This window comes from Streptomyces sp. NPDC058576 (genome assembly GCF_042718715.1).
Taxonomy (GTDB): Bacteria; Actinomycetota; Actinomycetes; order Streptomycetales; family Streptomycetaceae; genus Streptomyces.
This window is the reverse complement of record NZ_JBHXPF010000066.1, coordinates 1-23,744: the sequence shown is the minus strand read 5'-3', so window position 1 is coordinate 23,744 and position 23,744 is coordinate 1. Positions and strand designations below refer to the sequence as shown.

The 23,744-nt window shown below is 74.5% G+C and carries 18 protein-coding genes; 10 read left to right on the top strand and 8 right to left on the bottom strand.

The window, feature by feature from the left end; translation table 11 throughout:
• The 7 genes from ACFWRV_RS31145 (at position 1) to ACFWRV_RS31115 (ending at position 7,318) form a co-directional block, all read left to right on the top strand.
• Positions 1 to 1,359 (top strand): O-antigen ligase family protein, encoded by a 1,359-nt coding sequence (locus ACFWRV_RS31145; RefSeq protein ID WP_384339256.1) that lies wholly within the window; start codon positions 1 to 3, stop codon positions 1,357 to 1,359.
• Positions 1,356 to 3,074, top strand: a complete 1,719-nt coding sequence (murJ, locus tag ACFWRV_RS31140) for a murein biosynthesis integral membrane protein MurJ (protein ID WP_384339255.1) — start codon at positions 1,356 to 1,358, stop codon at positions 3,072 to 3,074. The genes ACFWRV_RS31145 and murJ overlap by 4 nt, the downstream gene beginning before the upstream one ends.
• Positions 3,064 to 3,876, top strand: coding sequence for a polysaccharide deacetylase family protein (locus ACFWRV_RS31135; protein ID WP_384339254.1), 813 nt, complete (start codon positions 3,064 to 3,066; stop codon positions 3,874 to 3,876). Before murJ ends, ACFWRV_RS31135 begins: the two co-directional genes overlap by 11 nt.
• Positions 3,873 to 5,009 (top strand): glycosyltransferase, encoded by a 1,137-nt coding sequence (locus ACFWRV_RS31130; RefSeq protein WP_384339253.1) that lies wholly within the window; start codon positions 3,873 to 3,875, stop codon positions 5,007 to 5,009. The genes ACFWRV_RS31135 and ACFWRV_RS31130 overlap by 4 nt, the downstream gene beginning before the upstream one ends.
• Positions 5,006 to 5,680: a lipopolysaccharide biosynthesis protein gene (locus tag ACFWRV_RS31125; protein ID WP_384339252.1), complete on the top strand. Its 675-nt coding sequence runs from the start codon at positions 5,006 to 5,008 to the stop codon at positions 5,678 to 5,680. Before ACFWRV_RS31130 ends, ACFWRV_RS31125 begins: the two co-directional genes overlap by 4 nt.
• Positions 5,677 to 6,825 (top strand): GNAT family N-acetyltransferase, encoded by a 1,149-nt coding sequence (locus ACFWRV_RS31120; RefSeq protein ID WP_384339251.1) that lies wholly within the window; start codon positions 5,677 to 5,679, stop codon positions 6,823 to 6,825. The genes ACFWRV_RS31125 and ACFWRV_RS31120 overlap by 4 nt, the downstream gene beginning before the upstream one ends.
• A 139-nt stretch (positions 6,826 to 6,964) precedes the next feature.
• Positions 6,965 to 7,318, top strand: coding sequence for a chaplin (locus ACFWRV_RS31115; protein ID WP_384339250.1), 354 nt, complete (start codon positions 6,965 to 6,967; stop codon positions 7,316 to 7,318).
• A gap of 68 nt (positions 7,319 to 7,386) precedes the next feature.
• Here the strand turns inward: ACFWRV_RS31115 and ACFWRV_RS31110 are convergent, their stop codons facing one another.
• Both ACFWRV_RS31110 and ACFWRV_RS31105 read right to left on the bottom strand, forming a co-directional pair.
• Positions 7,387 to 8,250, bottom strand: coding sequence for a tyrosinase family protein (locus ACFWRV_RS31110; protein WP_384339249.1), 864 nt, complete (start codon positions 8,248 to 8,250; stop codon positions 7,387 to 7,389).
• 19 nt (positions 8,251 to 8,269) lie between these two features.
• Positions 8,270 to 8,749, bottom strand: a complete 480-nt coding sequence (locus ACFWRV_RS31105; RefSeq protein ID WP_384339248.1) for a tyrosinase family oxidase copper chaperone — start codon at positions 8,747 to 8,749, stop codon at positions 8,270 to 8,272.
• Between the two features lie 214 nt (positions 8,750 to 8,963).
• Between ACFWRV_RS31105 and ACFWRV_RS31100 the strand changes: the two genes are divergently transcribed.
• The 3 genes from ACFWRV_RS31100 (at position 8,964) to ACFWRV_RS31090 (ending at position 14,337) form a co-directional block, all read left to right on the top strand.
• The gene (locus ACFWRV_RS31100) at positions 8,964 to 10,244 is read left to right on the top strand and encodes a cytochrome P450 (RefSeq protein ID WP_384339247.1); all 1,281 of its coding nucleotides are present in this window, start codon (positions 8,964 to 8,966) and stop codon (positions 10,242 to 10,244) included.
• 123 nt (positions 10,245 to 10,367) lie between these two features.
• Positions 10,368 to 11,633, top strand: coding sequence for a glycosyl hydrolase (locus ACFWRV_RS31095; protein ID WP_384339246.1), 1,266 nt, complete (start codon positions 10,368 to 10,370; stop codon positions 11,631 to 11,633).
• A 238-nt stretch (positions 11,634 to 11,871) separates the two neighbouring features.
• Positions 11,872 to 14,337, top strand: a complete 2,466-nt coding sequence (locus tag ACFWRV_RS31090) for a SpoIIE family protein phosphatase (RefSeq protein WP_384339245.1) — start codon at positions 11,872 to 11,874, stop codon at positions 14,335 to 14,337.
• A 45-nt stretch (positions 14,338 to 14,382) separates the two neighbouring features.
• On the opposite strand, the gene ACFWRV_RS31085 is transcribed toward ACFWRV_RS31090, so the two are convergent.
• The 6 genes from ACFWRV_RS31085 to ACFWRV_RS31060 are packed head-to-tail and all read right to left on the bottom strand — an operon-like array spanning position 14,383 to position 23,545.
• Positions 14,383 to 16,215: an ABC transporter ATP-binding protein gene (locus tag ACFWRV_RS31085; RefSeq protein WP_384339244.1), complete on the bottom strand. Its 1,833-nt coding sequence runs from the start codon at positions 16,213 to 16,215 to the stop codon at positions 14,383 to 14,385.
• Positions 16,212 to 17,951 carry an ABC transporter ATP-binding protein/permease gene (locus tag ACFWRV_RS31080; RefSeq protein WP_384339243.1) on the bottom strand — a complete coding sequence of 580 codons (1,740 nt, stop codon included), beginning with the start codon at positions 17,949 to 17,951 and terminating at the stop codon, positions 16,212 to 16,214. Before ACFWRV_RS31080 ends, ACFWRV_RS31085 begins: the two co-directional genes overlap by 4 nt.
• Positions 17,948 to 19,582 (bottom strand): nitroreductase, encoded by a 1,635-nt coding sequence (locus ACFWRV_RS31075; RefSeq protein WP_384339242.1) that lies wholly within the window; start codon positions 19,580 to 19,582, stop codon positions 17,948 to 17,950. The genes ACFWRV_RS31080 and ACFWRV_RS31075 overlap by 4 nt, the downstream gene beginning before the upstream one ends.
• Positions 19,583 to 19,596: 14 nt before the next feature.
• Positions 19,597 to 20,985 carry a YcaO-like family protein gene (locus ACFWRV_RS31070; RefSeq protein WP_384339241.1) on the bottom strand — a complete coding sequence of 463 codons (1,389 nt, stop codon included), beginning with the start codon at positions 20,983 to 20,985 and terminating at the stop codon, positions 19,597 to 19,599.
• Positions 20,976 to 22,589 (bottom strand): CocE/NonD family hydrolase, encoded by a 1,614-nt coding sequence (locus tag ACFWRV_RS31065; RefSeq protein WP_384339240.1) that lies wholly within the window; start codon positions 22,587 to 22,589, stop codon positions 20,976 to 20,978. Before ACFWRV_RS31065 ends, ACFWRV_RS31070 begins: the two co-directional genes overlap by 10 nt.
• Complete coding sequence (locus ACFWRV_RS31060; RefSeq protein WP_384339239.1) at positions 22,586 to 23,545, bottom strand: hypothetical protein; 960 nt, start codon at positions 23,543 to 23,545, stop codon at positions 22,586 to 22,588. The genes ACFWRV_RS31065 and ACFWRV_RS31060 overlap by 4 nt, the downstream gene beginning before the upstream one ends.
• Positions 23,546 to 23,744 lie beyond the last annotated feature (199 nt).

The window sequence follows — 23,744 nt, the reverse complement described above, 5'->3', positions numbered from 1 at the left end:
ATGGCCGCTGTCCTGACCCCGCCCGTCCCGTCACCGGTGGCCGAGCCCGCCGCCGTCCCCCGTTCCCGGTGGGCCGGTTGGCGCGGCCGTTGGCCGCTGCTGCCGCTGATCGCGACCGTCCTGCTGCCCGCCCTCCCCTACGGGAACTCGGGCGGGGGCGGCCCGGCCGACGTGGCCTCGGGGATCGCGGTGCTGGTGTGCGTGGGACGGCTGCTGTATCTGCGCCGCCGCCCGCTGAGCGCCCCCGCCGCGCTGGTCCTGGGCCTGCCCGCGGTGGGCTTCGCGGTGGCCGCGGTCACGGCGGCGGACCCGGCGGCTGCCCTGCCGGGGCTCGTCCGCTATCTCCAGGTCTTCGTCCTCGTGCCGGCCGCGGTGGTCCTGCTGCTCAAGGACGCGTACGGGTTCCGGATCGTCGCCGGCTCGCTCGTCCTCCTGGCGGTCGTCCAGGGCGTCACGGGCGTCCACCAGTACGTCACCGGGACCGGCGCCTCGTACATGGGCGAGGACATCCGGGCGGTCGGCACCTTCGGGCCCAGCGATGTGATGGGGATGGCGACCGTCGTCGCCTACGGGCTGCTCGCCGCCGCGGCCTGCGCGCTGCGAACGCCGCGAAACGCGCCGGCCTGGCTGCGGCCGTGCGCCGCCGTCCTCACCGTCGCGCTGATCGTGCCGCTGACGCTGTCGTTCAGCCGGGGCGTGTGGATCGCCACGGCCGCCGCGGTCCTCGTCGCCCTCGCGCTGACCGGGCGGCGGCAGGCGCTGACCTCGCTGGCCGTGCTCGGCGCGGCGGGGGTGGTCCTGGTCGGCGGGTTCGGCATCGGCTCCGAGCTGATCGCGGACCGGGCCGCGAGCGTGACCCAGGTGACCAGCACTCCGGACCGGTCGGTCAGCGACCGCTACGCGATGTGGAACGCGGCGGGCGCGATGTGGCGGGAGCAGCCGGCCGCGGGGGTCGGCCTCAAGGGCTTCCCCGACCACCGTGACGGGCACGCCTCGATCGGGCTCTCGTCGGGCAGCGACACCGCCGGGGCGGGCCAGGAGTTCCGCCGGCAGGCCCTCCTCTCCCCGCACAACATGTATCTCCTCGTCCTCGGCGAGCAGGGCCTCATCGGCCTGACCGCGCTCGTCGGCAGTTGGGCGGCGGTCCTGGTCGGCGCGATCCGCCGGCTGGTCCTCGCCCGCTCGCGCGGCCACGCCGCCGTCGACTGCGGGCTCGTGGCGGTGGCCCTGATGACCTGGCAGAGCGTCAACTTCCTGTACGCGGACATCGGCGGGCCCACCACGGTGCTCGGCGGTGTCGTGCTGGGGCTGGCCGCCTGGTGGGCGCTGGCCGAGCCGGACCGGGTGAGCGCCGCATGAGCGAGACCGGTACGGGCACGGAGGCCGAGACCCGCGCGGTGGGCGCGGCAGCCGGACCGCCGCTGCTCCCGGCCCCCGGTCCAGGACCCGAAGGGCCCCGCTCTCCCGCTGCGCCGCCGGAGACGGCGAGCGGCGAGGCGCCCCGGCTCGGGGCCTTCCTCGCCCGGGCGGCGGCGGCCACGGCGGTGCTGACCGTGGTGGCGGCCGTCCTGGGCCTGGTGCGGGACCAGGCCATCGCCCGGTACTTCGGGGCGAGTGACGCGAGCGACGCCTTCCTGATCGCCTGGACCGTGCCCGAGATGGCGGCGACCCTGCTGATCGAGGACGGGATGGCGCTCCTGCTCGTCCCGGCGTTCAGCCTCGCCCTCACCCGACGTGCCTCCGGCGAAGGGGAGGCGGACGCCGACCCCGTACGGGATCTGGTGGCGGCCACGCTCCCCCGCCTGTTCCTCCTGCTCTCCGGCGGCGCGGCACTGCTCATCGCGGGCGCGCCGTGGGTCGTGGGCGTACTCGCCCCGGGGCTCGCCGATCCGCGGCTCGCGGTGGACTGCACCCGGCTGACCGCGGTCACCGTCCTCACCTTCGGGATCACCGGCTACTTCAGCGCCGCGCTGCGCGCGCACCGCAGCTTCCTGCCGCCCGCCGGGGTCTATGTCGCGTACAACCTCGGCATCATCGGAATGACGCTGGCCCTGCACGCGGCCTGGGGGGTGCGGGCGGCCGCGGCGGGGGTCGCCGTGGGCAGTGGCCTGATGATCCTCACCCAACTCCCCATGTTCCTCAAGTTGGTGCCGCTCGCGCGGCCCCGGCTGCCGCGGTTCGGACGGCTGAGGCGACGGGCGGCGCGGACCTCTCCCCTGCTGGGGTTCGCGGTGCTGGCACCGGTGGTGCTGTTCGTGGTGAGCCGTCAGTCACAGGTGCTGGTGGAGCGGTTCCTGGCCTCCACCCTGCCGGCGGGCGCGATCTCGCATCTCAACTACGCGCAGAAGGTCGCTCAGATGCCGATGGTGCTGTCGCTGATGATCTGCACGGTGACCTTCCCGGTCGTCGCCCAGGCCATGGCCGCCGGGGAGCACGAGAAGGCCCGGCGGCGGGTCGAGCGGGACCTCGGGCTGGCCGGGATGGTCGTGCTGCTCGGCGCGGCGGTGGTCCTCGGTTACGCGCCCCAGATCATCGAGGTGCTCTTCCAGCGCGGCGCGTTCGACGTCGCCGACACCGCGTCGACCGCCCAGGTCATGCGGGTGTACGCGCTGGGGCTGCTGGGGCACTGTCTGGTCGGCGCGCTCAGCCGGCCGTTCTTCTCGTCCGGGCGGCCGACCTGGTTCCCGGCGTTCGCGATGGGGACCGGGCTGCTGGTCACGATGGGGGCCGGGTACGCGCTGACGTACCGCTTCGGCGTGGACGGCATCGCGACCGCCAACGCGATCGGGATCAGCACCTCGGCCCTGCTGCTCCTGATGGGCCTCGGCACCCGGGTGGTGCCGATCAGGACGCGGGACGTGGCGCTCTCGCTGGGCCGGCTCACCGGGGCCGCGCTGGCGGCGGGCGCGGCGGGCTGGGCCTGTGCCCCGCTCGTCCCCGATCCGGTGCTGAGCCTGGCCGCCGGTTGTCTCCTCGTCCCCGCCGTGTTCTTCCTGACCGGCCTCGCCCTGCGCTCGCCCGAGGTCGTGTCCCTGCTGGCACTCACCCGACGGAGGTTCCTTGATGGCCGCTGAATCCTCGGCACATTGCGCCGATGCTCCCTCGTCCCGGCTCCGCCCGCACACCCGTCGTCAGCCGTGGATCCTCACGTACCACTCGGTGACGGACCCGAGCGACGATCCGTACGGCATCACCGTCTCCCCCGAGCGCCTGGACGAACAGCTGTCCTGGCTGCGCAGCCGGCGGCTGACGGGGGTGGGCGTGTCGGAGCTGCTGAGCGCGGGGGCGGCCGGGCGGCGCGGGCTGGTCGGGCTGACCTTCGACGACGGGTACGCGGACTTCCTCGACGAGGCGCTGCCGGTGCTGCGCGAGCACGGCTTCCGGGCGACGGTCTTCGTCCTGCCGGGCCGGCCGGGCGGCGTCAACGAGTGGGACCCGCTGGGCCCGCGCAAGCCGCTGCTCACCCATGAGGACGTCCGGCGCGTCGCCGCCGCCGGCATGGAGGTCGGCTCGCACGGCCTGTACCACCAGGATCTGACGGGGCTGTCCGACGAGGAACTGCGGCGCGAGACCGCGGACAGCAGGGAACTGATCGGCGATCTCACCGGCAGGCTTCCGGAGGGCTTCTGCTACCCGTACGGCATCCTCGACCGCCGGGTCACCCGGGCGGCGCGCGCGGCGGGCTACGGCTACGCGTGCGCGCTGACCCCCGGTCCGCTGCTCAGCCGGTACGCGCTGCCCCGCACCCACATCAGCCAGGCGGACCGGGGGGTGCGGCTGTGGGCGAAGGACCTGCGGCACGGGCTGCGGCAGGTGGCGGTGCCCGGTGCGGGCTCCCGGACCGTCGCGCCGGTGCGGGCGGGCGGTGGACGGTGAGGGCGCTGCACGTCATCACCGGGCTCGGGGTCGGCGGCGCCGAGCGGCAGTTGCGGCTGCTGCTGCGCCATCTGCCGGTCGAGTGCGATGTCGTGACGCTCACCAACCCGGGGGCGGTGGCCGAGGAACTGCGGTCCGACGGGATCCGGGTGACGCACCTCGGGATGCGCGGCAACCGGGACCTGTCGGCCGTCGGACGGCTGGCCCGGGTGATCCGTGACGGCCGTTACGACGTGGTCCACACGCATCTGTACCGGGCCTGTGTGTACGGCAGGATCGCCGCCCGCCTCGCCGGGACCCGGGCCACCGTCGCGACCGAACACTCCCTGGGGCGCGCCGAGATCGAGGGCCGCCCGCTCACCCGGGGCATCCGTGCCCTCTACCTCTCGACCGAGCGCCTGGGCGCGGCGACCGTCGCCGTCTCCTCCACCGTGGCCGGGCGGCTGCGGGACTGGGGGGTGCCGGCCGACCGGATCCGGCTGGTGCCCAACGGCATCGACGCGGACCGGTTCCGCTTCGACGGGCAGCGGCGGGCATCCGTACGGGCCGCCCTGGGCATCCCCGACGACGCGTACGTCGTCGGCGGGGTCGGCCGGCTGGTGCCGGGCAAGCGGTTCGACGTGCTGATCCGCGCGGTCGCCGCCCTGCCGGAGGCCCGGTTGCTGCTGGCCGGGGACGGGCCGGAGGCCGGGGCGCTGCGCGCGCTGGCCCTGCGTCTGGGGGCCGTGGACCGGGTCCGGTTCCTCGGGGAGTGCGACGAGGACGGGGAAGGCCCGGTCCCGGGCGTTCCGGCGCTGCTGAGCGCCCTGGACGTCTTCGTCTCCACCTCCCGGGAGGAGTCCTTCGGTCTGGCCGCCGTGGAGGCGCTCGCCGCCGGACTGCCCGTCCTCCACGACGCCTGCCCGGCCATCGACGACCTGCCCGCCGCCCACGCCCCGGGGGCCACTCGGATCGCGGGGAGCCCCGATGAGCTGACGGCCCGGCTGCGGCAGCGGATACAGGTCCGCACGGACCGCCGGCCGCCGCCCCGGGCCGTCGGCCATTACGACATCAGGCGCAGCAGCGAGCGCCTGATGGACGTGTACGCGTATGCCCTCGACACCGCCCCACCGAACCGGAGAGCCCTCTCATGACCGACTCACCCGAGCAGCAGCGACACGTCGTCGTCCGTCGGCTGCGCACCGCCCTCACCCGGCTGCCGCACTGGTGGCCGCTGCCCGTCTCCGTGCTGATCGGCACCGCGTCCGGTCTCTCGTACGGTGCGCTCGCCGCACCCCAGTACGAGGCCACCAGCTATGCGATGGCGGTCGCCGAAGACGAGACGGACCCCTCGGCGGCGCTGGGCTACGCCCAGTCGTACGGGCGGCTGACCACGAGCGACGCGACGCTCTCGTACGCGCAGGGCGCGGCGGGCGAGCCGGTGCGCGAACTGCGGTCCCACGTGCGGTCGGAGACCTCCCCCGACTCGCCGATGATCGCCGTGACGGGCACGTCCGAGAACCGGCAGAAGGCGGCCGACATCGCCAACGCGGTCATCGAGGCCGTCATCGTCAGCAGCGGCCATGTCTCCAAGGACACCGGGATCAAGCTCATCAAGTTCACCCATGCGATGACGCCGGACCAGCCGGTCTCGCCGTCCGTGCCGCTGGGCGCAGCCGTGGGGGCGGCGGCGGGCGGTCTGCTGGGCGGTCTCGTCCTGCTGGTGCGGCCGCGCCGGGAGGGGTGGAGCGTCTCGGCCCAGGTGCCCGGTCCGACGGCCGAGGGCGGCAACGTCGCCCAGGACGAGCGGGAGCTCGTCCGATGACGGCGCACCGGGCGGGCAGCCTGGCCGTGACGCTGTGCCGGGACTTCCGGGAGTTCGGCGCGCTCGCCGACGAGTGGGACACGCTGCACCGCCGCTGCGCCACCGCCACCCCGTTCCAGAGCCACGCCTGGCTGCACTCGTGGTGGATCTCCTACGGTCAGGAGGGCCGGCTGCGGGTGCTGCTGGTCCGCCGGGCGGGGCGGCTGATCGGGGCGGCGCCGCTGATGCTGGTGCACCGTCCGATGCCGCTGCTCGTCCCGATGGGCGGGGCGGTCTCCGACTTCTTCGACATCCTCCTGGACGAGGAGGAGGCCGGATACGCGGTGGGGGCGCTGGGGCGCGGTCTGGACCGGGCGGCCCGGCACACCGTGGTGGACCTGCGGGAGGTCCGGCCGGACGCGTCGGCGCAGTTGCTGTTCGGCCGGTGGCCGGGGGCCCGGAGCCGGCTCACGGACTCGACGTGCATGGAGTTGCCGGCCGAGCCGCTGGTTGACCGCGTGGCGCGGCTGACGGGCTCGCGGGGTCAGCGGCTGCGCTCCAAGCTGCGCAAGGTCGACGCCCTGGGCGTCGAGGCGTACCGGGTTCCGCGGGACGAGGTGCCCGCCGCGATCGGCACGCTGCTGCGGCTGCACGAGCGGCAGTGGGAGGGCCGGGCGGTCAATCCCGAGCATCTCCGGGCGCGGTTCTCGGACCATCTGATCCGGTCGGTCGGGCGGATGGTGGGGGACGGTACGGCGGCCCTGACCGAGTTCCGGCTGAACGGCGAAGTGGTGGCGTCCAACCTGTCCTTGCAGTCGGCCCGGTTGACGGGCGGCTATCTGTACGGCGCGGATCCGGCGCTGCGCGACCGGAAGGTCGATGTGTCGACGATGCTGTTGCGCGAGGTCGCCCAGCAGGCCTCGGACACCGGGCGCGAGGTGCTGAGCCTGCTGCGCGGTGGGGAGAGTTACAAGAACCACTGGGGGCCGGTGCCGGTGGTCAACCAGCGGCTGCTGCTGGCCCGGCCGGGTCTGGAACCGCTCCTGCGGCTGCGAGAGTCGCAGGTGGCGGTGCGGGAGCGGGCGGTGGAGACCGTGAAGGCACGGTTCCCGGCGGCGCGGGACTGGCACGAGCGGCTTACCACGCTTCCGGTCATCGGGCGGTGAGGCGGGCTGCGACAGGCCGCAGGATTGGGCCAGAGATATCACCTATGCGCCGATCCGTTACCGACCGGGGTTTCGCGCGTTGTCACGGCATGCGGGCCTCGTGCTCCGCACCACCCCCCTTTCCTTTCAAGGAGTTCTGATGTCGCGTATCACGAAGGTTGCCGCTGTCATGGCGGGCACTGGCGCCCTGATCGCCGGCGGCGCCGGCCTGGCCTCCGCGGACGCCGGTGCGCAGGGTCTCGCCGCCGGCTCCCCCGGTGTCCTCTCGGGCAACCTCATCCAGGTTCCGGTCCACGTGCCGATCAACCTCTGCGGCAACACCGTCAACGTGATCGGGCTGCTCAACCCGACCTTCGGCAACACCTGCGTCAACGCCTCCGGCCACGAGGGCAAGGGCCACGACAACAAGGGCCACGAGGGCAAGGGCTACGACAACAACGGTCACGAGGGCAAGGGCCACGAGGGGATGGGCGACTGGGGCAACGGTCGCTGATCTCCCCGCTCCACCGACGCGGCCGGCTCCCTCCTTCCGGAGGGAGCCGGCCGTTTCGTCGTGCACGCTCAGGCGTAGCGGTAGAGCTTGCCGTGGCCGAGGAGCTTCCTGGGGGTCACGTTCCAGGGAGGCATCGGGTCGTCGAGGCCGAAGACGTAACGGCGGTCGCGGCCAGGTGCGGCGGGCTTGCGGCCCGGCAGATAGGCGGACTTCGGGTGCGCTTTTCGCCAGCGGTCCCAGAGCAGGTCGATGAACGAGTGGTGGAGCCAGAAGACCGGGTCCTCCGGAGAGGCCGCGCCCGCCATCGGACCGCCGACCCACTGGTGGACCTGGTTGTGGAGGCCCGCCGGGCGCGTGGGCCCGATCTCCCAGCCCTCGATGCGGTTGCGGAAGCCTTCGGTGCTGACGCTGTTCCACGGCTCCGTGTCGTAGACCGGGTCCTTCAGCGCCCGCGCCACGTCGTTGGCGGTGGGCAGGGAGACCGGGTTGTCGCCGGGCCGGCCGAAGTTGCGCGTGAGGTAACGCTCGTCGGTGACCCCGGCGCCCACGCTCCAGTGGCCGGCGCCGAAGGCGAACGCCCCCGTGGTGACGCGCCGGTCGCCGGCCCTGCCGTTGCCGCCGAGGAAGTCCTCCGCCCACAGCGAGGACGTGGGCGAGCGGTCCCGGGTCCAGTCCCAGTAGGGAACGCTCACCCCGGGGTCCACGGCCTGGAGAGCCTTCTCGAACTCCAGCAGATAGCGGCGGTGCCAGGGGAAGAACGATGACGTCATATGGGCGGGGCGCGGCCGGTTCTCCGAGTCCATGACGTAGAACTCGCGGTGCATGACCACGAAGTCGTCGTAGCGGCCCGACCTCTTGAGTTTCAGGATCGCGTCGACGAGGCGCCGCTTCTCGGTGCGCGTGAGGTCGCGCTGGTTCTTGCGGGTGTACACCGGTTCTGGTCCTCCTGGATCACTTGTGGTGCGACGCGGGGAGCGCGAGCCGGGCGGTGCCGATCTCGTCCACAGCGGCGCGGGCCGTCTCGCGGAGCGTGGGGAACGACTCGTAGTGGTTGACGTCGCTCAGATAGGTGCCGTCCGCGCGCCGCATGACGTGCAGCGGACGGCCGTCGATGCGGACCTCGGTGACCGGCTCGGCGCCGGACGCGCCCGCCCCGCCCGCTCCGCCGGCCGGGACCAGCACGGTCACGCTCCCGCGGATCTCCCGGCCGCGGTACATCTCGGCGAACCTCTCCGTCCCCGCGGCGGAGGGCCTGTGCCCCGCCCCGTGCCCCGCCCCGGGCGCGGTGCCGGCCTCGTGGTCGCGCAACGGCAGGAGGACTCCTGCGGTGCCTGTGACCACGGCCGCGGTGAAGGCTGTACGCAGGACGATCCGGCGCGACGGACCGCGCGCTCCACGCGGTCGGCCGCCCGGATCCGTGGTTCGGCTCATGGGTGACTGCCTCTCCTTGACTCGTCCGAGGTGCTGTTGCTGGCGATGGTGGCAACGGGGCGGCGGTGATTCGGTCTTCGTGGCGCGCGACGTGCCTCGCGTTCCGTCAAACGCGTGACCGTACGCGGCCATCCGCGCCGGGGGACGCGTCGTGCGGTCCGCCGTGCGCACCGGACCGGACGATGGCCTGGCGAACTCGTGGAGGTGGATGGACATGACCGTTCCGAATCAGGTGTCCGACGGCCGCGCGGCGGAAGTCGACCTCGCCGACCCGGCTTTCTGGCAGTTGTCGCGACCCGAGAGACTCGGCGCCTTCGCCCGGCTGCGGGAGCTGGACGCGCCTGTGCTGTTCACGCCCCGGCCGGGCACCGCCCGTACCTCGGGCAAGCCCTTCTACGCCCTGGTGCGCCACGCCGACGTGCGGACCGCGAGCCGAACGCCCGGGGTGTTCGCGAGCGCTCCCGGGGTCACCACCCCGGAGCCGGCCGGCTGGGCGAAGGCGCTGTTCGGGAACTCGATGGTCAACATGGACGGGCCCGAGCACGCGGCGCTGCGCCGGATCATCTCGCGGCGGTTCACCCCGCGGCTGCTGGCGGGCGTCGAGGAGAACGTCGGCCGGCTCGCCGGGCGGCTGGTGGACGAGCTGATCGCCGAACGCCCCCGGGACTTCGTGGAGTCGGCGGCCTCGCGGCTGCCGCTGGAGGTGATCTGCGACCTGATGGGCATCCCGCAGGCGTACCGGGCGCGGATCGCGGAGCAGATCGACCACGCCTCGGAGCACGTCGGCGTCGAGCGGCGGGGCCGGGCCCGGCTGCGGATCCCGGGCCGGGGGCTGGCGTCCCTGGCCCGGATGCAGTTCGTCATGGGGCGGCTCGCCCGGGAGCGCCGCCGTCATCCCGGGGACGACCTGGTTTCGGCGCTCGTGTGCGCGGACATCGACGGCGAGGCGCTGTCGGGACGGCAGCTGGGCGCCTTCTTCTCGCTGCTGCTGGTGGCCGGGGTGGAGACCACCCGCAACGCCATCGCCCACGGGCTGTTCCTGCTCGACCGGCATCCGGAGCAGCGGGAGCTGCTGCGGTCCGACTTCGACCGGCACATCGGCGGCGCGGTCGACGAGATCGTGCGGCATTCGACGCCGATCATCCAGTTCCGCAGGACCGTCACGGCCGAATTCGCGCTGGGCGGTCGCACCTTCCTCCCGGGGGAGAAAGTCGCACTCATTTACGCGTCCGCCAATCGCGACGAGACGGTTTTCACCCATCCGGATCGCTTCGACATCACCCGGTCGCCGAATCCCCATCTCGGATACGGCGGCGGGGGTCCGCATCACTGCCTAGGAGCACATCTGGCCCGGCTCGAAATGACGGCCCTGTTCCGGGAACTGATCGACCGACGTCCCGTCATGCGGAATCTGGGAGATCCGGAACTGGTCGATTCGAATTTCGACAACCGCGTCGGCTCGCTGCCCTTCACGTTCGGCCCGACCTTCACCTGAACGGCACGTCCGCAACGCCGAATACGATAAATGGACTCACTCCACATGCCTCCGGGGCATGATGATGAAACTCTCTCCCTACCGGACCGAATCGGCCGGAATTCATCACAGCCAGGAGGAGCAATGCCGGCAAAGCGCCGTCTCTTCGTTTCGTGCATCGCGGCGCTTGCTCTCAGCCTTCTGGCGGGTGGCGGCATCGCGGGCCAGTCGCCTCCGGGCACCGACTCCGTCGACGGCGCGCCCCCCGGCGGGCCGAGGGCGGGAAGCGGTACGGCGCACGGCGCGTATCTGGACTACGGGCCCGACGGGGTCAGCCGGATGGCGAATCTGTCGCGCTGGCTCGGCGGGGCGGATCTGCGCGTGGGGCACACGTATCTGCCGGGCGATCTGTGGGTGAACATCGAGGGCTCCCCCGATTTCCTCGACGCCTGGGCGGACTGGAGACGGGCGGACCAGGACCGGATGTTCGTCCTGAACGTGCCCATGCTGGAGCGCAACGAGGAGCGGGTCCCGGACCGCGAGGTCCGCTCCTTGCTCCGGAAGGGTGCGGCGGGCGACTACGACCAGCACTTCACGCGGCTCGCGGAGCGCCTGGTGGAGCTGGGCGTCCCGGACACCGTGATCGTGCTCGGCTGGGAGATGAACGGCACCACGTACACGCATCGCTGCGGTCCCGATCCCACGTCCTGGAAGACGTACTGGGAGCGGATCGTCACGGCGATGCGCGCGGTGCCCGGTCAGGAGTTCCGTTTCGACTTCACGCCGAGCCGGGGGCGGGACGCGGTGCCGTGGACCGAGTGCTACCCGGGTGACGACGTCGTCGACATCATCGGGATGGACTCCTACGACCAGCCTCCCGGTGAGACCTTCGACGCGCAGGTCACCGACCCGTACGGGCTGCAGAAGCACGTGGACTTCGCGAGGGAGCGCGGCAAGCCCATCTCGTTCCCGGAGTGGGGGCTCTTCCGCAACGGCGACAATCCGGAGTACATGCGGCGGATGCTGGAGTGGATCGACCGGCACGAGCCGCTCTACCAGACGATCTCGGACTACTGCCCGCACGGCGTCTGGCAGTGCAAGAGCAATCCGCGGTCCTCGGAGGTCTACCGGACGATGATGACCGGGATGGCCGCGCCCGCGAAGCCCGAACCCACGCCGACGCCTACGCCTACGCCTACGCCGACGCCGACCCCCTCGCCGACGGAGCCGAGCGCGCCGCCGACGGTCCCGCCGGCCGCGAGCCCGTCCACTCTGCCGTCCCCGCCGGTGGCGCCCTCGCCCACGGAACCGGGGGCCGGGGCTCCCAGCCGCAGGATGTGCGTCAGCGTGCCGTTCGCCGACTGGCTGGGTCCGTGGCTGCGGGAGCGCGAGATCTGCTTCCGCTACTGACCCCGGGCATGGAAACGGCTCCGGTCCGCCGGTCGGGGGCCGGAGCCGTCCACCCACACGGGTCCAGCGCGGGGGCAGGATGGGCAAGCAACCGCTTGTCACCCCACCAACGCGGGCACGGCCCGCTCCGTCACGCCGCCGAACGAGGGACAGCCCTGGCCCGGACCGCGCCCGGCGCACCGGGCGCGGTCCGGGGCGACGCGCGACCATGGAAACCTACAGAGGGTGGTGAGGTGCAATGGCAGCCGCCGATGAGGGCTCCCCGGCGGAGCCCGGGCCGCTGTCCTCCGGGGACGGGCGGGGACCGGCGCGGCTGACCGACGACGCGGCGGCGGTGATCGCCGGGGACGGCACGGTCATCGGCTGGACCCGCGGCGCCGAGGCGCTGCTCGGGTATCCGGCGGCCGAGGTGGTCGGCCGGTCCGCCGCCCTCCTGCTGACCGGCCCGTCGGACCCCCGGCGGACGGCCGCGGTGGCCGCCCGCTGCCGAGCCGGGGCGGGGTGGAGCGGGCTCGTGTCCCTGCGGGGACCGGACGGACGGTCGCTGGACATCGACGTGCGGGCCACCGCCTCGTTCCAGCTCGCCGGGCAGGAGAGCTTCCTGGTGTCCGGGCGGGAGCTCACCCCGCACTGGACGATGAGCGGGTCCGTGCTGGAGGACTTCATGGCCCGCTCGCCGGTCGGGATGGCGGTGCTCGACCCCGACCTTCGTTATCTGTGGCTCAACGACACGCTGGAGCGGTTCGGCGGCGTGCCGCGGGAGCAGCGTCTGGGGCGCCGGCCGAGCGAGGTGCTGCCCGGAGCGCTGGCGACGCCCATCGAGCGGCTGATGCGGCAGGTCCTGTCGACCGGCGAGGCGATCACGGACTACGAGTACCTGGGCTGGAGCTGGTCCGATCCGCACCGCCGTCGGGCGTACGCGAGCTCGTTCTTCCCGCTGTCCGACGCCCAGGACCGGCAGATCGGCATCGGTTACATGGTCCTCGACGTCACCGACCGGTGGAACGCGCGCCGGCTGCTCGCGCTGGTGAACGAGGCCGGAGCGAGTATCGGCAGCACCCTGGACGTGCAGCGTACGGCGCAGGAGCTCGCCGATTTCGCGGTCCCCCGGTTCGCGGACTTCGTCTTCGTCGACCTGCTGGAGACCCCGTTCGGCGGTGACCGGCCCGGGTCGGCCACGCCGGCCGAGGGCGAGCGGCCGGCCATGCGCCGGGCGGGCATGAGCTCGGTGCGGGACGGCTGCCCGGAGGCGGTCGTCCAGGTCGGGGAGGCGGTCGACTTCGTGCCGCCGCCGCACGACGCGCACTTCCTGCTGGCCGGCGACCCGGTCCTGCTGCCGGTGCTCGACCCGGACAGTCACGGGTGGACGGTGGTGCAGCCCACGCGGGCCGCCCGGATCCGGGAGTTCGGCCTGCACTCGTTGATCTCCGTACCGATGCGGGCGCGCGACACCGTGCTGGGGCTGACCACGTTCATGCGGTCGCAGAATCCGGTGCCGTTCGACGAGGACGACGTGGCGCCCGCCCGGGAGCTGGTGGCGCGGGCCGCCGTGTGCGTGGACAACGCCCGCCGCTACACCCGCGAGCACACCGCGGCGCTGGTACTCCAGCGGAGCCTGCTGCCGCACACACTGCGCGGCGGGACGGCGCTGGACGTGGCGTCGTCGTACCTTCCCGCGGACGCGAAGGACGGGGTCGGCGGCGACTGGTTCGACGTGATCCCGCTGTCCGGCGCCCGGGTCGGCCTGGTCATCGGCGATGTCGTCGGGCACGGCATCGGGGCCGCCGCGACCATGGGCCGGCTGCGCACCGCCGTACAGACGCTGGCGGACATGGACCTTCCACCGGACGAGTTGCTGGCCCGCCTGGACGATCTCGTCCTGCGGCTCAGCGAGGAGGAGGAGACGGGGGGCCCGGCGGAGCGGGGCGGCACGACCGTGGTGGGGGCCACCTGTCTGTACGCGGTCTACGACCCGGCGAACGGCTGTTGCACGATGGCGCGGGCCGGTCACCCGCCGCCGGTGGTCGTCACCCCGGACGGGGCGGTCAGCTTCCCGGACCTGCCCTCCGGGCCGCCGCTCGGACTCGGCGGGCTGCCGTTCGAGTCCCTGGAGATCGAGTTGCCCGAGGGAAGCCTCCTCGGCCTCTTCACCGACGGGCTCATCGAGGGGCCCGACAAGGACGTCGAGGGCGGGATGGAACGGCTGGGCCGGGCGGTTTCCCGGGGCGGGCTGCCGCTGGACGACCTGTGTCCGTCGGTCGTCAAGGAGCTGCTGCCCGTCCCGCAGCCGGACGACATCGCGCTGCTCCTCGCCCGGACGCATGTGCTGAGCCCCGAGCATCTGGTGTCGTGGGACGTGCCCGTGGACCCCGCGGCGGTCGGGGAGACCCGGGCGAAGGTCTCCCGCCAGCTGGAGGCGTGGGGGCTGGCGGACCTGTCGATGACGACGGAGCTGATCGTCAGCGAGCTGGTCACCAACGCGATCCGGTACGCCTCCGGGCCGGTACGGCTGCGGCTGCTGTTCCAGTCGGCGCTGACCTGCGAGGTGTCCGACGCCAGCAACACCTCGCCGCGGCTGCGGCACGCCCGGACCACGGACGAGGGAGGGCGCGGGCTGTTCCTCGTCGCGCAGCTCGCCCATCGGTGGGGCACGCGCTACACGCCCCGGGGGAAGGTCATCTGGGCGGAGCAGCCCCTTCCGTGAGGACAGGGGAGCGGCCTCCGCCCTGCGGACGGGCGGGCCGGTGTCTCAGGGACGATCCGTCACCTCCTCGCGGGCGAAGAGGCGGGTCAGCGGTCCGCCGGCCCGGATCAGCTCGTCCCAGGTGCCCTCCTCGACGATGCGCCCGCCGTCCAGGACCGCGATCCGGTCGGCCCTGCGTACGGTGGCCGGGCGGTGGGCGATCACCAGGGTCGTCCGGGTGCCGGAGTCGGCAGCGAGCGCCCGGGCCAGCTCGGCGTCGCCCCGGTGGTCCAGATGGGCGGTCGTCTCGTCCAGGACGAGGACGCGCGGGCCGCTCAGCAGCCCTCGGGCCAGGGCCACCCGGGCGCGCTGGCCACCGGAGAGGGTGGCGCCGCGCTCGCCGACCGCGGTGTCCAGCCCGTCGGGCAGGGCGTCGGCGAAGGTGTCGACGCCGCAGATCCGGGTCACCGCGCCCAGCTCGTCCTGCGTGGCGTCCGGAGCGCCGAGGCGGAGGTTCTCGGTGAGGGTGCCGTGGAAGAGCGGGGCTTCCTGTCCCACCACGGACACGGCGGCGCGCAGGTCCTCCTCGGTGAGGTCCCGCAGGTCCACGGGGTGGGCCGGGGCGGCGGGCACGAGTTCCACGGTGCCTTCGGCCGGGTCCCAGTAGCGGGCCAGGAGGTGGGCGCAGGTCGACTTGCCGGCCCCGGACGCCCCCACGAGGGCCAGGGTCTCGCCCGGCCGGACGGTGAGGTCGAGGCCGTCCAGGACGGCCTCTCCCCCGTAGCCGAACCGTACGCCGCGCAGCCGCAGGCCGAGCGGGCCCCGGGGCACAGGGCGGGGCACGGCAGGGGCGGGGGCTCCGGCGGGGGCGTGCACGGCGGCCCGGACCCGGGCCGCGGCGGCGCGCAGGCCACCCGCCCGGCCGAGCGCGGCCGCCGATTCGGCGACCGGGGCCAGGGAGCCCAGGGCGAGGGCCATGGCGGCCGGGGCCCACGCCCCGTCGAGGCGTCCGGCGGACGCGGCGTGGGCGGCGGCGGCCACGACCCCGATGACGGCGGCGACGACCAGCAGGTCGCGGGCCGCGCCCGCACCGGCCTCCCAGGACTGTTCGGCGCGCTGGGCGCGGGCGAGCCGGCGTCCGGCGGACCGGAGTCGGGCCCGCCGGCGGTTCAGCGCCCCCGTCATCAGGAGCTCGCGCAGCCCGTCGACGCTCTCCACGGTTTCCGACGACACCTCGGCGAGCGCGCTTCGGGTGCGGTGGCCGCGTTCGGCCCGCCCGCGCGCTTCGACCAGCGGGGACCAGATCAGGAGCAGCGCGGCCGGCACGACGGCGAGCAGCAACCAGGGCCCTAGGGCCGCGAGTACGGCTGCGGAGACTGCGAAGACCACGCCGGAGGCGAGGAGTTGGGCGATGGCGTGGGCGTAGAAGAACTCCAGTGCCTCGACGTCTCCGAGTGCCGTGGCCGCGAGGTCGCCGCTGCGGCGGCCCGCGATCCGGGCGGGGGCGCTGCGGGCCAGACCGTCGAAGACCCGGACCCGCAGCTCGGCCAGGACCCGGTAGGCCAGGTCGTGGGAGAGGTCCATCTCGCGCCAGGTGGCCAGCGCCCTGAGCAGGACGAGCCCGGTCAGGACGGCGACGGTGCCGGGGCTGGGCGGGCGGTGCTCGGTGACGGCCGTGCCCACCGTGTACGCGGCGAGGGTGACCAGGGCGACCAGGGCCGCCTGGTCGGCGAGGGCGGCCAGGCAGGTGCGCAGCACGGTGGCGCGGTGCGCGCCGAGGACCGGGAGGAGCGAGCGCAGGGCGCCGGTCGGTGTCTCCCCGGTGGGGGCGAGGTGAGGGGCGGGCGGTGCGGAGGGCCGGGCGGCATCGGTCGAGGCCTGGGCCGGGATCGGGGTCATGCGGCGCGCTCCTCCTGTGCGGTGCGTCCGGCCGCGACGAGCGAGGCGTAGACGCCGCCGCCCGCGAGCAGGGTGGTGTGGTCGCCCGCCGCGGCCACTCGGCCGGCGTCGAGGACGACGATGTGGTCGGCGTGGCGTACGGCGTCGAGCCGGTGGGCGACGACGATGCAGGTGCGGCCTCGGCCGGCCGTCGACAGTTCCCGGACGATGCGCGCCTGACCGCGTTCGTCGACCGCGCTGGTGGCCTCGTCCAGGATCAGCACCGGGGCGTCGGCCAGCAACGCCCGTGCCAGAGCCAGTCGTTGGCGCTGTCCGCCGGAGAGTGTGGCGCCGCGTTCGCCGACGAGGGTGGCGTAACCGTCCGGCAGCCGGGCGATCTCCTCGTCGATCCCCGCGGTGCGGGCGGCGGTGCGCAGTTGTTCGTCCGTGGCGGCCGGGCGGGCGATGCGCAGGTTGTCCGCGATCGTGGCGTGGAAGAGGTAGGTCTCCTGCGAGACCACGGCGATGCCCCGGCGCAGCGAGGCGAGGGTGTACGCGGCGGTGTCCGTCCCGGATACGGTGACGCGCCCGCCGTCTGGTTCCCGTTGCCGCAGCAGCAGGCTCAGCACGGTCGACTTCCCCGCGCCGGACGGGCCGACGACGGCGGTGGTGCGGCCGGGGGCGGCGGCGAAGGAGACCCCGTCGAGGGCGGGCCGTGCGCTCCCCGGGTGGGTGAAGCGCACGTCCTCGAAACGGATTTCGGGGGCGCTCTCCCAGACCGCGGTGAGCCCGCCCCGGTCCCGCACGGCGGCTTCGGCGGTGCGCAGGGTGGCGATTCCGTCGGCCGCGGACACCCCGAGGTAGCCCGCGTGCCACTCGCGGGAGAGGTCGCGGACGGGTCGGAAGCATTCGGAGGCGAGGAGGAGCAGGAGGTAGGTGCCGGTGGCGGCGGTACGGTCGGAGGCGGCCGATGAGCACGCCACGAGGACGGCGGCGACGGTGCCGCCCTGGACGGCCAGGTCGGTGAGGCCGGTGTCGACGAGCGAGATGCGGAGTTTGGCGACGGTGGTCCGGTGCAGGGCGGCCGACCGCCGCTCCAGCCGTTCCCGTACGCGGCCCACGGCGCCGGCGTTGCGCAGGGTCGGCATGCCCTGGAGGGCTTCCAGGTAGTCGGCGGCGAGGGCTTCGTAGGAGTCCCAGTGCTCCTTGCCGCGCCGGGCCAGCAGCCGGTCCCACCAGCGCGGCCCGAAGAGGGCGAGCAGCAGGGCGGGCCCGAGGGCGAGGGCCGCGTACGGCTCGACGAGCGCGACGGCGACGAGCAGCAGAGGCGGAACGGCGCAGGTGATGAGCAGTTGGGGCAGGTAGCGCGAGATGTACGCGTCGACGCCCTCGACCCCGTCCACCAGCGTGGCGCGCACGGCTCCGGCCCGCGCACCGGTGATCGCGGTGGGGCCGAGCGCGCCGAGCCGCTCCAGCAGGGTGTCGCGCAGCCTCACCCGTACGGTGGCGCCGGCCGTGACGGCGGTGAGGCGCTGGGCGCGGCCGAGGGCGGCGCGGACCAGGACGACGGCGAGCACGGCGATGAGCAGCGGGGCCAAGGCGGCTGTCTCCCCCTGCGCGATCCGGGAGAGCACGAGGGCGAGGAGGACGGCCTGGGCGAGGTGCGTGGCGGTGACCGCCACGAGCAGCGCGGTGGCGAGGCCGAGCGGGCGGCGCGCGGTGTGCGCGGCGCGCAGGAGTTCGGGGTGGAGCATCATGGGCGTTCTTCCTGGCCGGGCGGGACCGCCGGGGCGGCGGACGCCGTGGTGTCAGTGGCTGCTGCCGCGACCGGAGTGGCCGGAGTGGTGGCTGTGGTCGCGGCCGGGGTGGCAGACGTGGTGGCTGAGGTTGCGGTGGGGGTGGCAGACGTGGTGGCTGAGGTCGCGGTGGGGGTGGCTGCCGTCGTCGGGGGTGCGCCGAGGGCCAGGCCGTGCACGATCCAGTCGCGTCCGGGGGTGTCGCCGAGCGCCGCGCCCAGGTCGGCCTGCTGCCAGGAACCGATGGGGCGTGAGCGCAGGCCCAGTGCGGCGGCGTGGACCTGGGCCGCTCCGGCCGCGTATCCGGCGGCGAGGTGGCTGCGGCGGACAGCGGCCGGCGGGGCGTCCTCGGGGCAGCCGTGCGCGAGGAGTACCGCGCCTGCGGTCCCGATCCACCGTTGGCGCGCGGCCCAGCGGGCGAGGGTGGGGCGTGCGTCGCCGGTGGCGAGGACGTGGAGGCCTCGGGTGCCGGGCGCCGCCGCGTACAGGGCAGGGTTGACGCCGCCCACGGCCGCGGTCCAGGCGGGGCCGTCCGGCCGCACGGCCCGTGCGGTGGCCAGGATCCGTGCCAGCAGGTCCCTGCCGGGCGGGCGGTTCAGGTCGTCGGGCGGGGCGCTCCGACGCGTCTCCAGGGCCGCGTCGGTCTCCGGTCCGGGGAACGGGGCCGGGTGCCAGGTGCCGCCGGGCCGCTCCGGTGCTCCAGCTATGTGGTGCAACAGGTGTCGTGCCGCAGCGAGTTCACGGGGTGGGGCGGTATCGGCGCCGGGTCGCGGCGTCGGGGCCCCGGCGCGGGGCAGGTCGGCCCAGGCGCTCAGCGGCGCCTCGGCGTCCACGGGTCCGCCCGGGGGTGTCAACCAGACTGCCGCGAGGGGCAGTTCCGGCTCGGTGCCGGGCCAGACGTCCTGCCAGTCCGGGGCAGGGGGCAGTCCGGCGGCGGCGGACAGCAGAGCGCCGTCCGCGTCGAGGGAGACCAGCACATCGGCGGTCGGGGTACCGGCCAGCGCGAGGACGGCGGCGGCATGGCCCGCGTCCAGCAGGAGCAGCGGCCAGGCCCGGTGACCGTAGTGGGCGACGGTGCGGGACGCGGCCACGGTGAGGACGACGAGGGCCCCCGGGGGTACGTCGTCGGGGGCCGGGCCGCGTGGGTGGGCGCGGTGGGTGCGCGGGTCGTAGGCATGACGTCCGGGCGGCAGCGAACATCCGGGCCCGAGGAGGAGGTGGGCGCGCACCGGGTGCAGGGCGCCCGCCGAGGGAACGGGCCGCAGCCGGCCCGGTGTGCCCGTGGGCGCGGCCAGGGACAGCCGCAGCACGCGGGCGAGGTCGATCGCGTTCCCGGTCCCGGGCTCGGCGCCGCCCTCAGCTCCGGGCCCGGCAGCGGGCCGGGCCCCGCTCCCACTCCCGCTCCCGCTCCCCGACAACGGCAGCGCGGGACCGCTCCAAGGGAACGGGAGTTCTGGGACGTACGGGGAGAGCGCCGGAACACGCGGCGACCGGGCGTCCGCGAGCGCCTGGCGCAGGAGGTCCGGTGCGGCGGGCAGGACAGCGCCTGCTTCGCGAGCGGGCGCGGCAGTTCGGTCCGGCGTGTCGGGCATGGTGGCGCGCTCCCTTACATGTGTGGTGGCGGGGCGAGGGTGAAGTCCTGCGGTCCGGCCGGCGGTTGGGTGCGCCAACCCCGGGCGAGCGCCGCTTCCGTAAAGCGCGGGCAGCCGAAGTAGCCGAAGGCCGCCGGGGCGTTGGGGATCAGTCCGGAGACCAGTACGCGGGCGACGCGCAGCGTGGTCTCGGCGACGTCCTCCGTGGTGAGGTCCGCGGTGATCACCCGGTGCCCCCCGGCGGCGAGCGCCGCGTCGAGCGCGGCACGGTCGCCGGGGGTGATCGCGGTGACCGGGACGACTCCCCGGGCGGGTTCGGTGAAGCGGCGGGCGAGCGGGGCCATCCGGTCGTCCAGCCAGACCTGGACATGGGCCCCGAGGTCCCGGACAGCGGAGAACTCGGGCCCGCAGTCGTCGAGATAGCGACGGTCGGGGCGGTGGTCGAGGTACAGGCCGCGGGCCAGCATCCCGGCTTCGACCGCCCGGTACACCCACCCGTCGGCATCCACGGTGCCCTGGGTGAACACCCAGGTGTGCACGGCCTCCAGGACGGCCTTGCGGGCCGCTTCCGCCGGGTCGTACCGGCAGGCGAACCCCGCCGCGTACATCCCGCGCCCGGGATCGTGCACGAGGGCCGCGACGCAGGGGGCGAACTCCGAGGGCATCTCCACGATGCTCACGTCCAGCCCGCAGCCGGCCAGGTCCTCGGTGAGTCCGGGGACGCTCGCCGGGTCGATGCCACGGGTGGGCCCGTCCAGGTGCCACCACAGTTCCAGCGCGTCGCGCTCGACGACTTCGAGGAGGCCGCGCTCGACGGCGTCGTCGAGGCCCTGCCCGGTGGCGATGCCCGCGTAGTTGAGGTGGTGGGTGCGGGGCAGCGAACGCAGCTCGCCCTGACGCCAGTTGAGATGGGTCAGCGCGACGGGGGCCCAGCAGGGCTCCCCGTTCTCGGTGGCACGGGTCCACAGCGCCGGCGTGTCGGGGGTGAGTTCGGCGTACGGGAATCCGGGGCGGCCGTGCTGCCAGGGGGCGTACGCCGGCAGGGCCCCGGGTCCGTAGAGGCGGTGGCCCTCGGCGGCCAGTTCGGCCGCGGTGGCCCGCCGGGGCTCCTGGGGGTGACCGGGCGGTGGGAGGCGGTTGCCGCAGTAGCGCTCGACGGCCTCGGCCACCGCGGCGATCCACGCGCCCCGGGGGTCGCCGAACGTGGTGCCGAGCGAGACCCGGTCGGCGGGCCAGGCCCCGAGGCGGCGGGCGTCGGCGACGTCGGCGGTCATCGCCGTGTAGCGGGGCGGCGCACCGGTGGGGTGCTCGACGGGTGCGACGGCGCGGACGATCCCGCTGACGGGGTCGACGAGGGCTTCGACGGGCAGGGCCGCCATGGGCAGGGCGCTGGTCAACGGCATATCTCCGGTACGGGCTCGACGTAGCGGCGTCGGGCGACGACGGGCAGGTGGAGGACGCTGCCCCGGGGGTTCACGGTGCGGCGGGACGGGACGAGCCGGGTGGCCGTGACCGGGTCCTCGCCGGTGTGCGGGTTACGGGCGTGGGCAGGGAAGTGGTGTCCGGCGATCTCGGCCCGCAACCGGGTTCCGGCGGGCAGCCGGCGGCCCAGCGTGCCGAGTGGCACGGTGATGTCCGCGGCTTCGCCGGGCGGGCCGGTGCGTCGGACGATGCCGAAGGCGAGCGGGTCCGCGCGTCCGGACGGGTCGAGTGCGGTCAGACGTACGGCCCAGTCGGCACAGGGTGTGTCCGCCGTGGCGTTGATCCGGGCGACGGCGGCCCCGGCCAGGTCGAGCGGGCGGGGCAGCGGTGGCGAGAGGAGCAGACAGCGGTCGGCACGGTAGCCGCGGACCGGGACGGCGAGGTCGTCGGAGCGCACGGGGTGGTCCGGGTCGGCGCTGAACTCGGCCCCGTGGAGCAGTCGTAGACCGGTGGACGAGTCGAAGGCCCAGCTGCACTCCGCCTCCGACCCTGTCGGCCCCGTCGGCTCCTCCGGCCGTGTCGACGCCTCCGTCGCCCCGGTGCTGTGCCAACGGCCGCTGTCTCCCAGGGCGATGACCCCGCGTCGCGTGGGCTCCAGGCTCCCGGTGAGTGCGGCGCGGGCCCACCGTACGTACAGCGCACCGAGGTTGACGCGCGATCGGGGCGGAGCGGCCGGGTCGGCGGTGAGGCGGTGGCCCCAGGGGCCGAGCAGCAGACGGGCCGGTCCGCCCCAGTCGTGCCACAGGGCCACGGTGTCCTCGGCGAAGGGGTCACGGGTGCCGCCGACGACGAGCAGCGGAAGGCGGGCGGTGGAGCCCAGCGCGAGGAGCCGGCCACGTTCCCGGTCTGCCCAGAGCCGGGGCCAGGACGGCAGTTCACGCTCCAGGCCCGTGGCCAGCCGCTCCGCCAGGCGGACGACCGGGAGGTGTTCGAGCAACCGGGGGTCACCCGCCAGGGCGCGCTCCAGCGCGTCCGGGTCGGAGTCGCGACGGTCGCCGTGGGCCGCCCACCAGCCGGCCCGGGCCCACAACCGCTCGGGGCCCCCGGGCTCCCGCGCCGTCTCGGCGAGGCCGAGCGCGGGGACGGCGGCGATGACGGCATCGGGGACTGCGTCGCGGTGGACGGAGTCGGCGGCGGCGTCGGGGGCGTTGTCGCCATCGGCGTCGGGGCCGTCGAGTGCGGTGACGAGGGCGCAGTACGCGGCGTAGGAGGCACCGACGGCGACGACCTCTCCGTTGCTCCACGCCTGTGCGCGCACCCAGGCGACCGTGGCCGCGCCGTCCGACTTCTCGTGGCCCCGGTAGGGGTGCCACTCCCCCGGTGAGCCGTGGCGCCCGCGTACGTCCTGCGCGAGTGCGGCGAATCCGTGCGCCGCCCAGCCGCGCAGCTCGGCGCGATGGGCGTCGCGCCCGTAGGGGGTTCTGATCACGACGGCGGGACGGAGGCGAGCCCCGTCCGGGAGGCATACGTCGGTGGCCAGCGCGGTGCCGTCCGGTGTGGGGACGTACACGGTACGGGTGTTCATGGGCGGGCCTCGGCCGTCCCGGCCCCGGCGCGCGTACCCACCGGGATCGGGGCGGGCAGTGGGGCGACGTCCGGGACGGGGAGCACGGGGTGCTCGGTGAAGGTGAGGTCGCGCAGGTCGATCCGGCGCAGTCGGCGGCGGGCCGGGAGGCGGGTCGGGAGGCCGGCTTCGCCATCGGCGTCAACCGTGCTTCCGCCCACGCCCTCGGTTGTGACGAGAACCGCGCCTTCGGCCTCGGCCCAGGCGATCAGATCGGCGGTGAGGAGCGCGGAGATGAGGGCGGCCGATGCTTCGGTGGGGTGTGGCCCGGTGTCGGGGGTGCGGTGCCCGGCCCAGTACGCGGCGAGTTCGCGATGGGCGGGGGTGGCCGCGAGCCTGCGGAGGCGGACATGGCGGGAGGTGACGTCTCCCGGGACGGCGGCGAGGGGCTCGATCCAGCTGTGCGAGCCCTCGCGGTGGCAGCGCAGCCAGGCGATGCGTCGGCCGGGCAGCCGGTCCGCCGCGTCCCAGAGTCCTTCGGGTACGGGTGAGTCGAGGCACCACACCACGGCGACCCGCCCTTCCGCGCGGTGGTCCGGGACCGCGCGGGCGAGTTCCGCCACGCGGTCCGGGGTGATCCGGTGGACCTCGGCCCCTTCCGCCCCGGCGCAGCGCGCCACCGGTCCGGTGAGCACGGGGTCGCCGAGGACGTGGACGGTGCGGCCTGCGAGCGGGGCCCGGGGCGGGGCGGACACCGCGTGCCCGCCTGCCTCGAACGCCTTGACGAGCCGGGCGAGTTCGGCGGCGTTCGAGCCTTCGCCCGGCGTCCCGCCGCCCGTCAGTCGGCGCACCAGCGCTTCGCCGGTGACGCCGCCGGTGTCGATGCGCAGGAACTCCCCTGCGGCGGTCCGGAGCACGGGGGCGCCACCGGGGACGGTGACGATCCCGGTGCCGGGAGCGAGTCGACTGCTGGTCACGGAATCCTCCGGGGCGGAAAGGCGGAGCTGAGGACGGGGACGGGGCGTTCGGGCCGAACGGGGCGGGCCCCCCCGGGGTCTCACCCGGCGGGCCCGCGCCCGCGCAGTGCGGGAACTGTCTCATAAACACAACTGACGCAGCCGCCGATATGAGTGGTGTAGATGTAGGAGGTCGCCGAATCAATAAAATCCGGGGGGC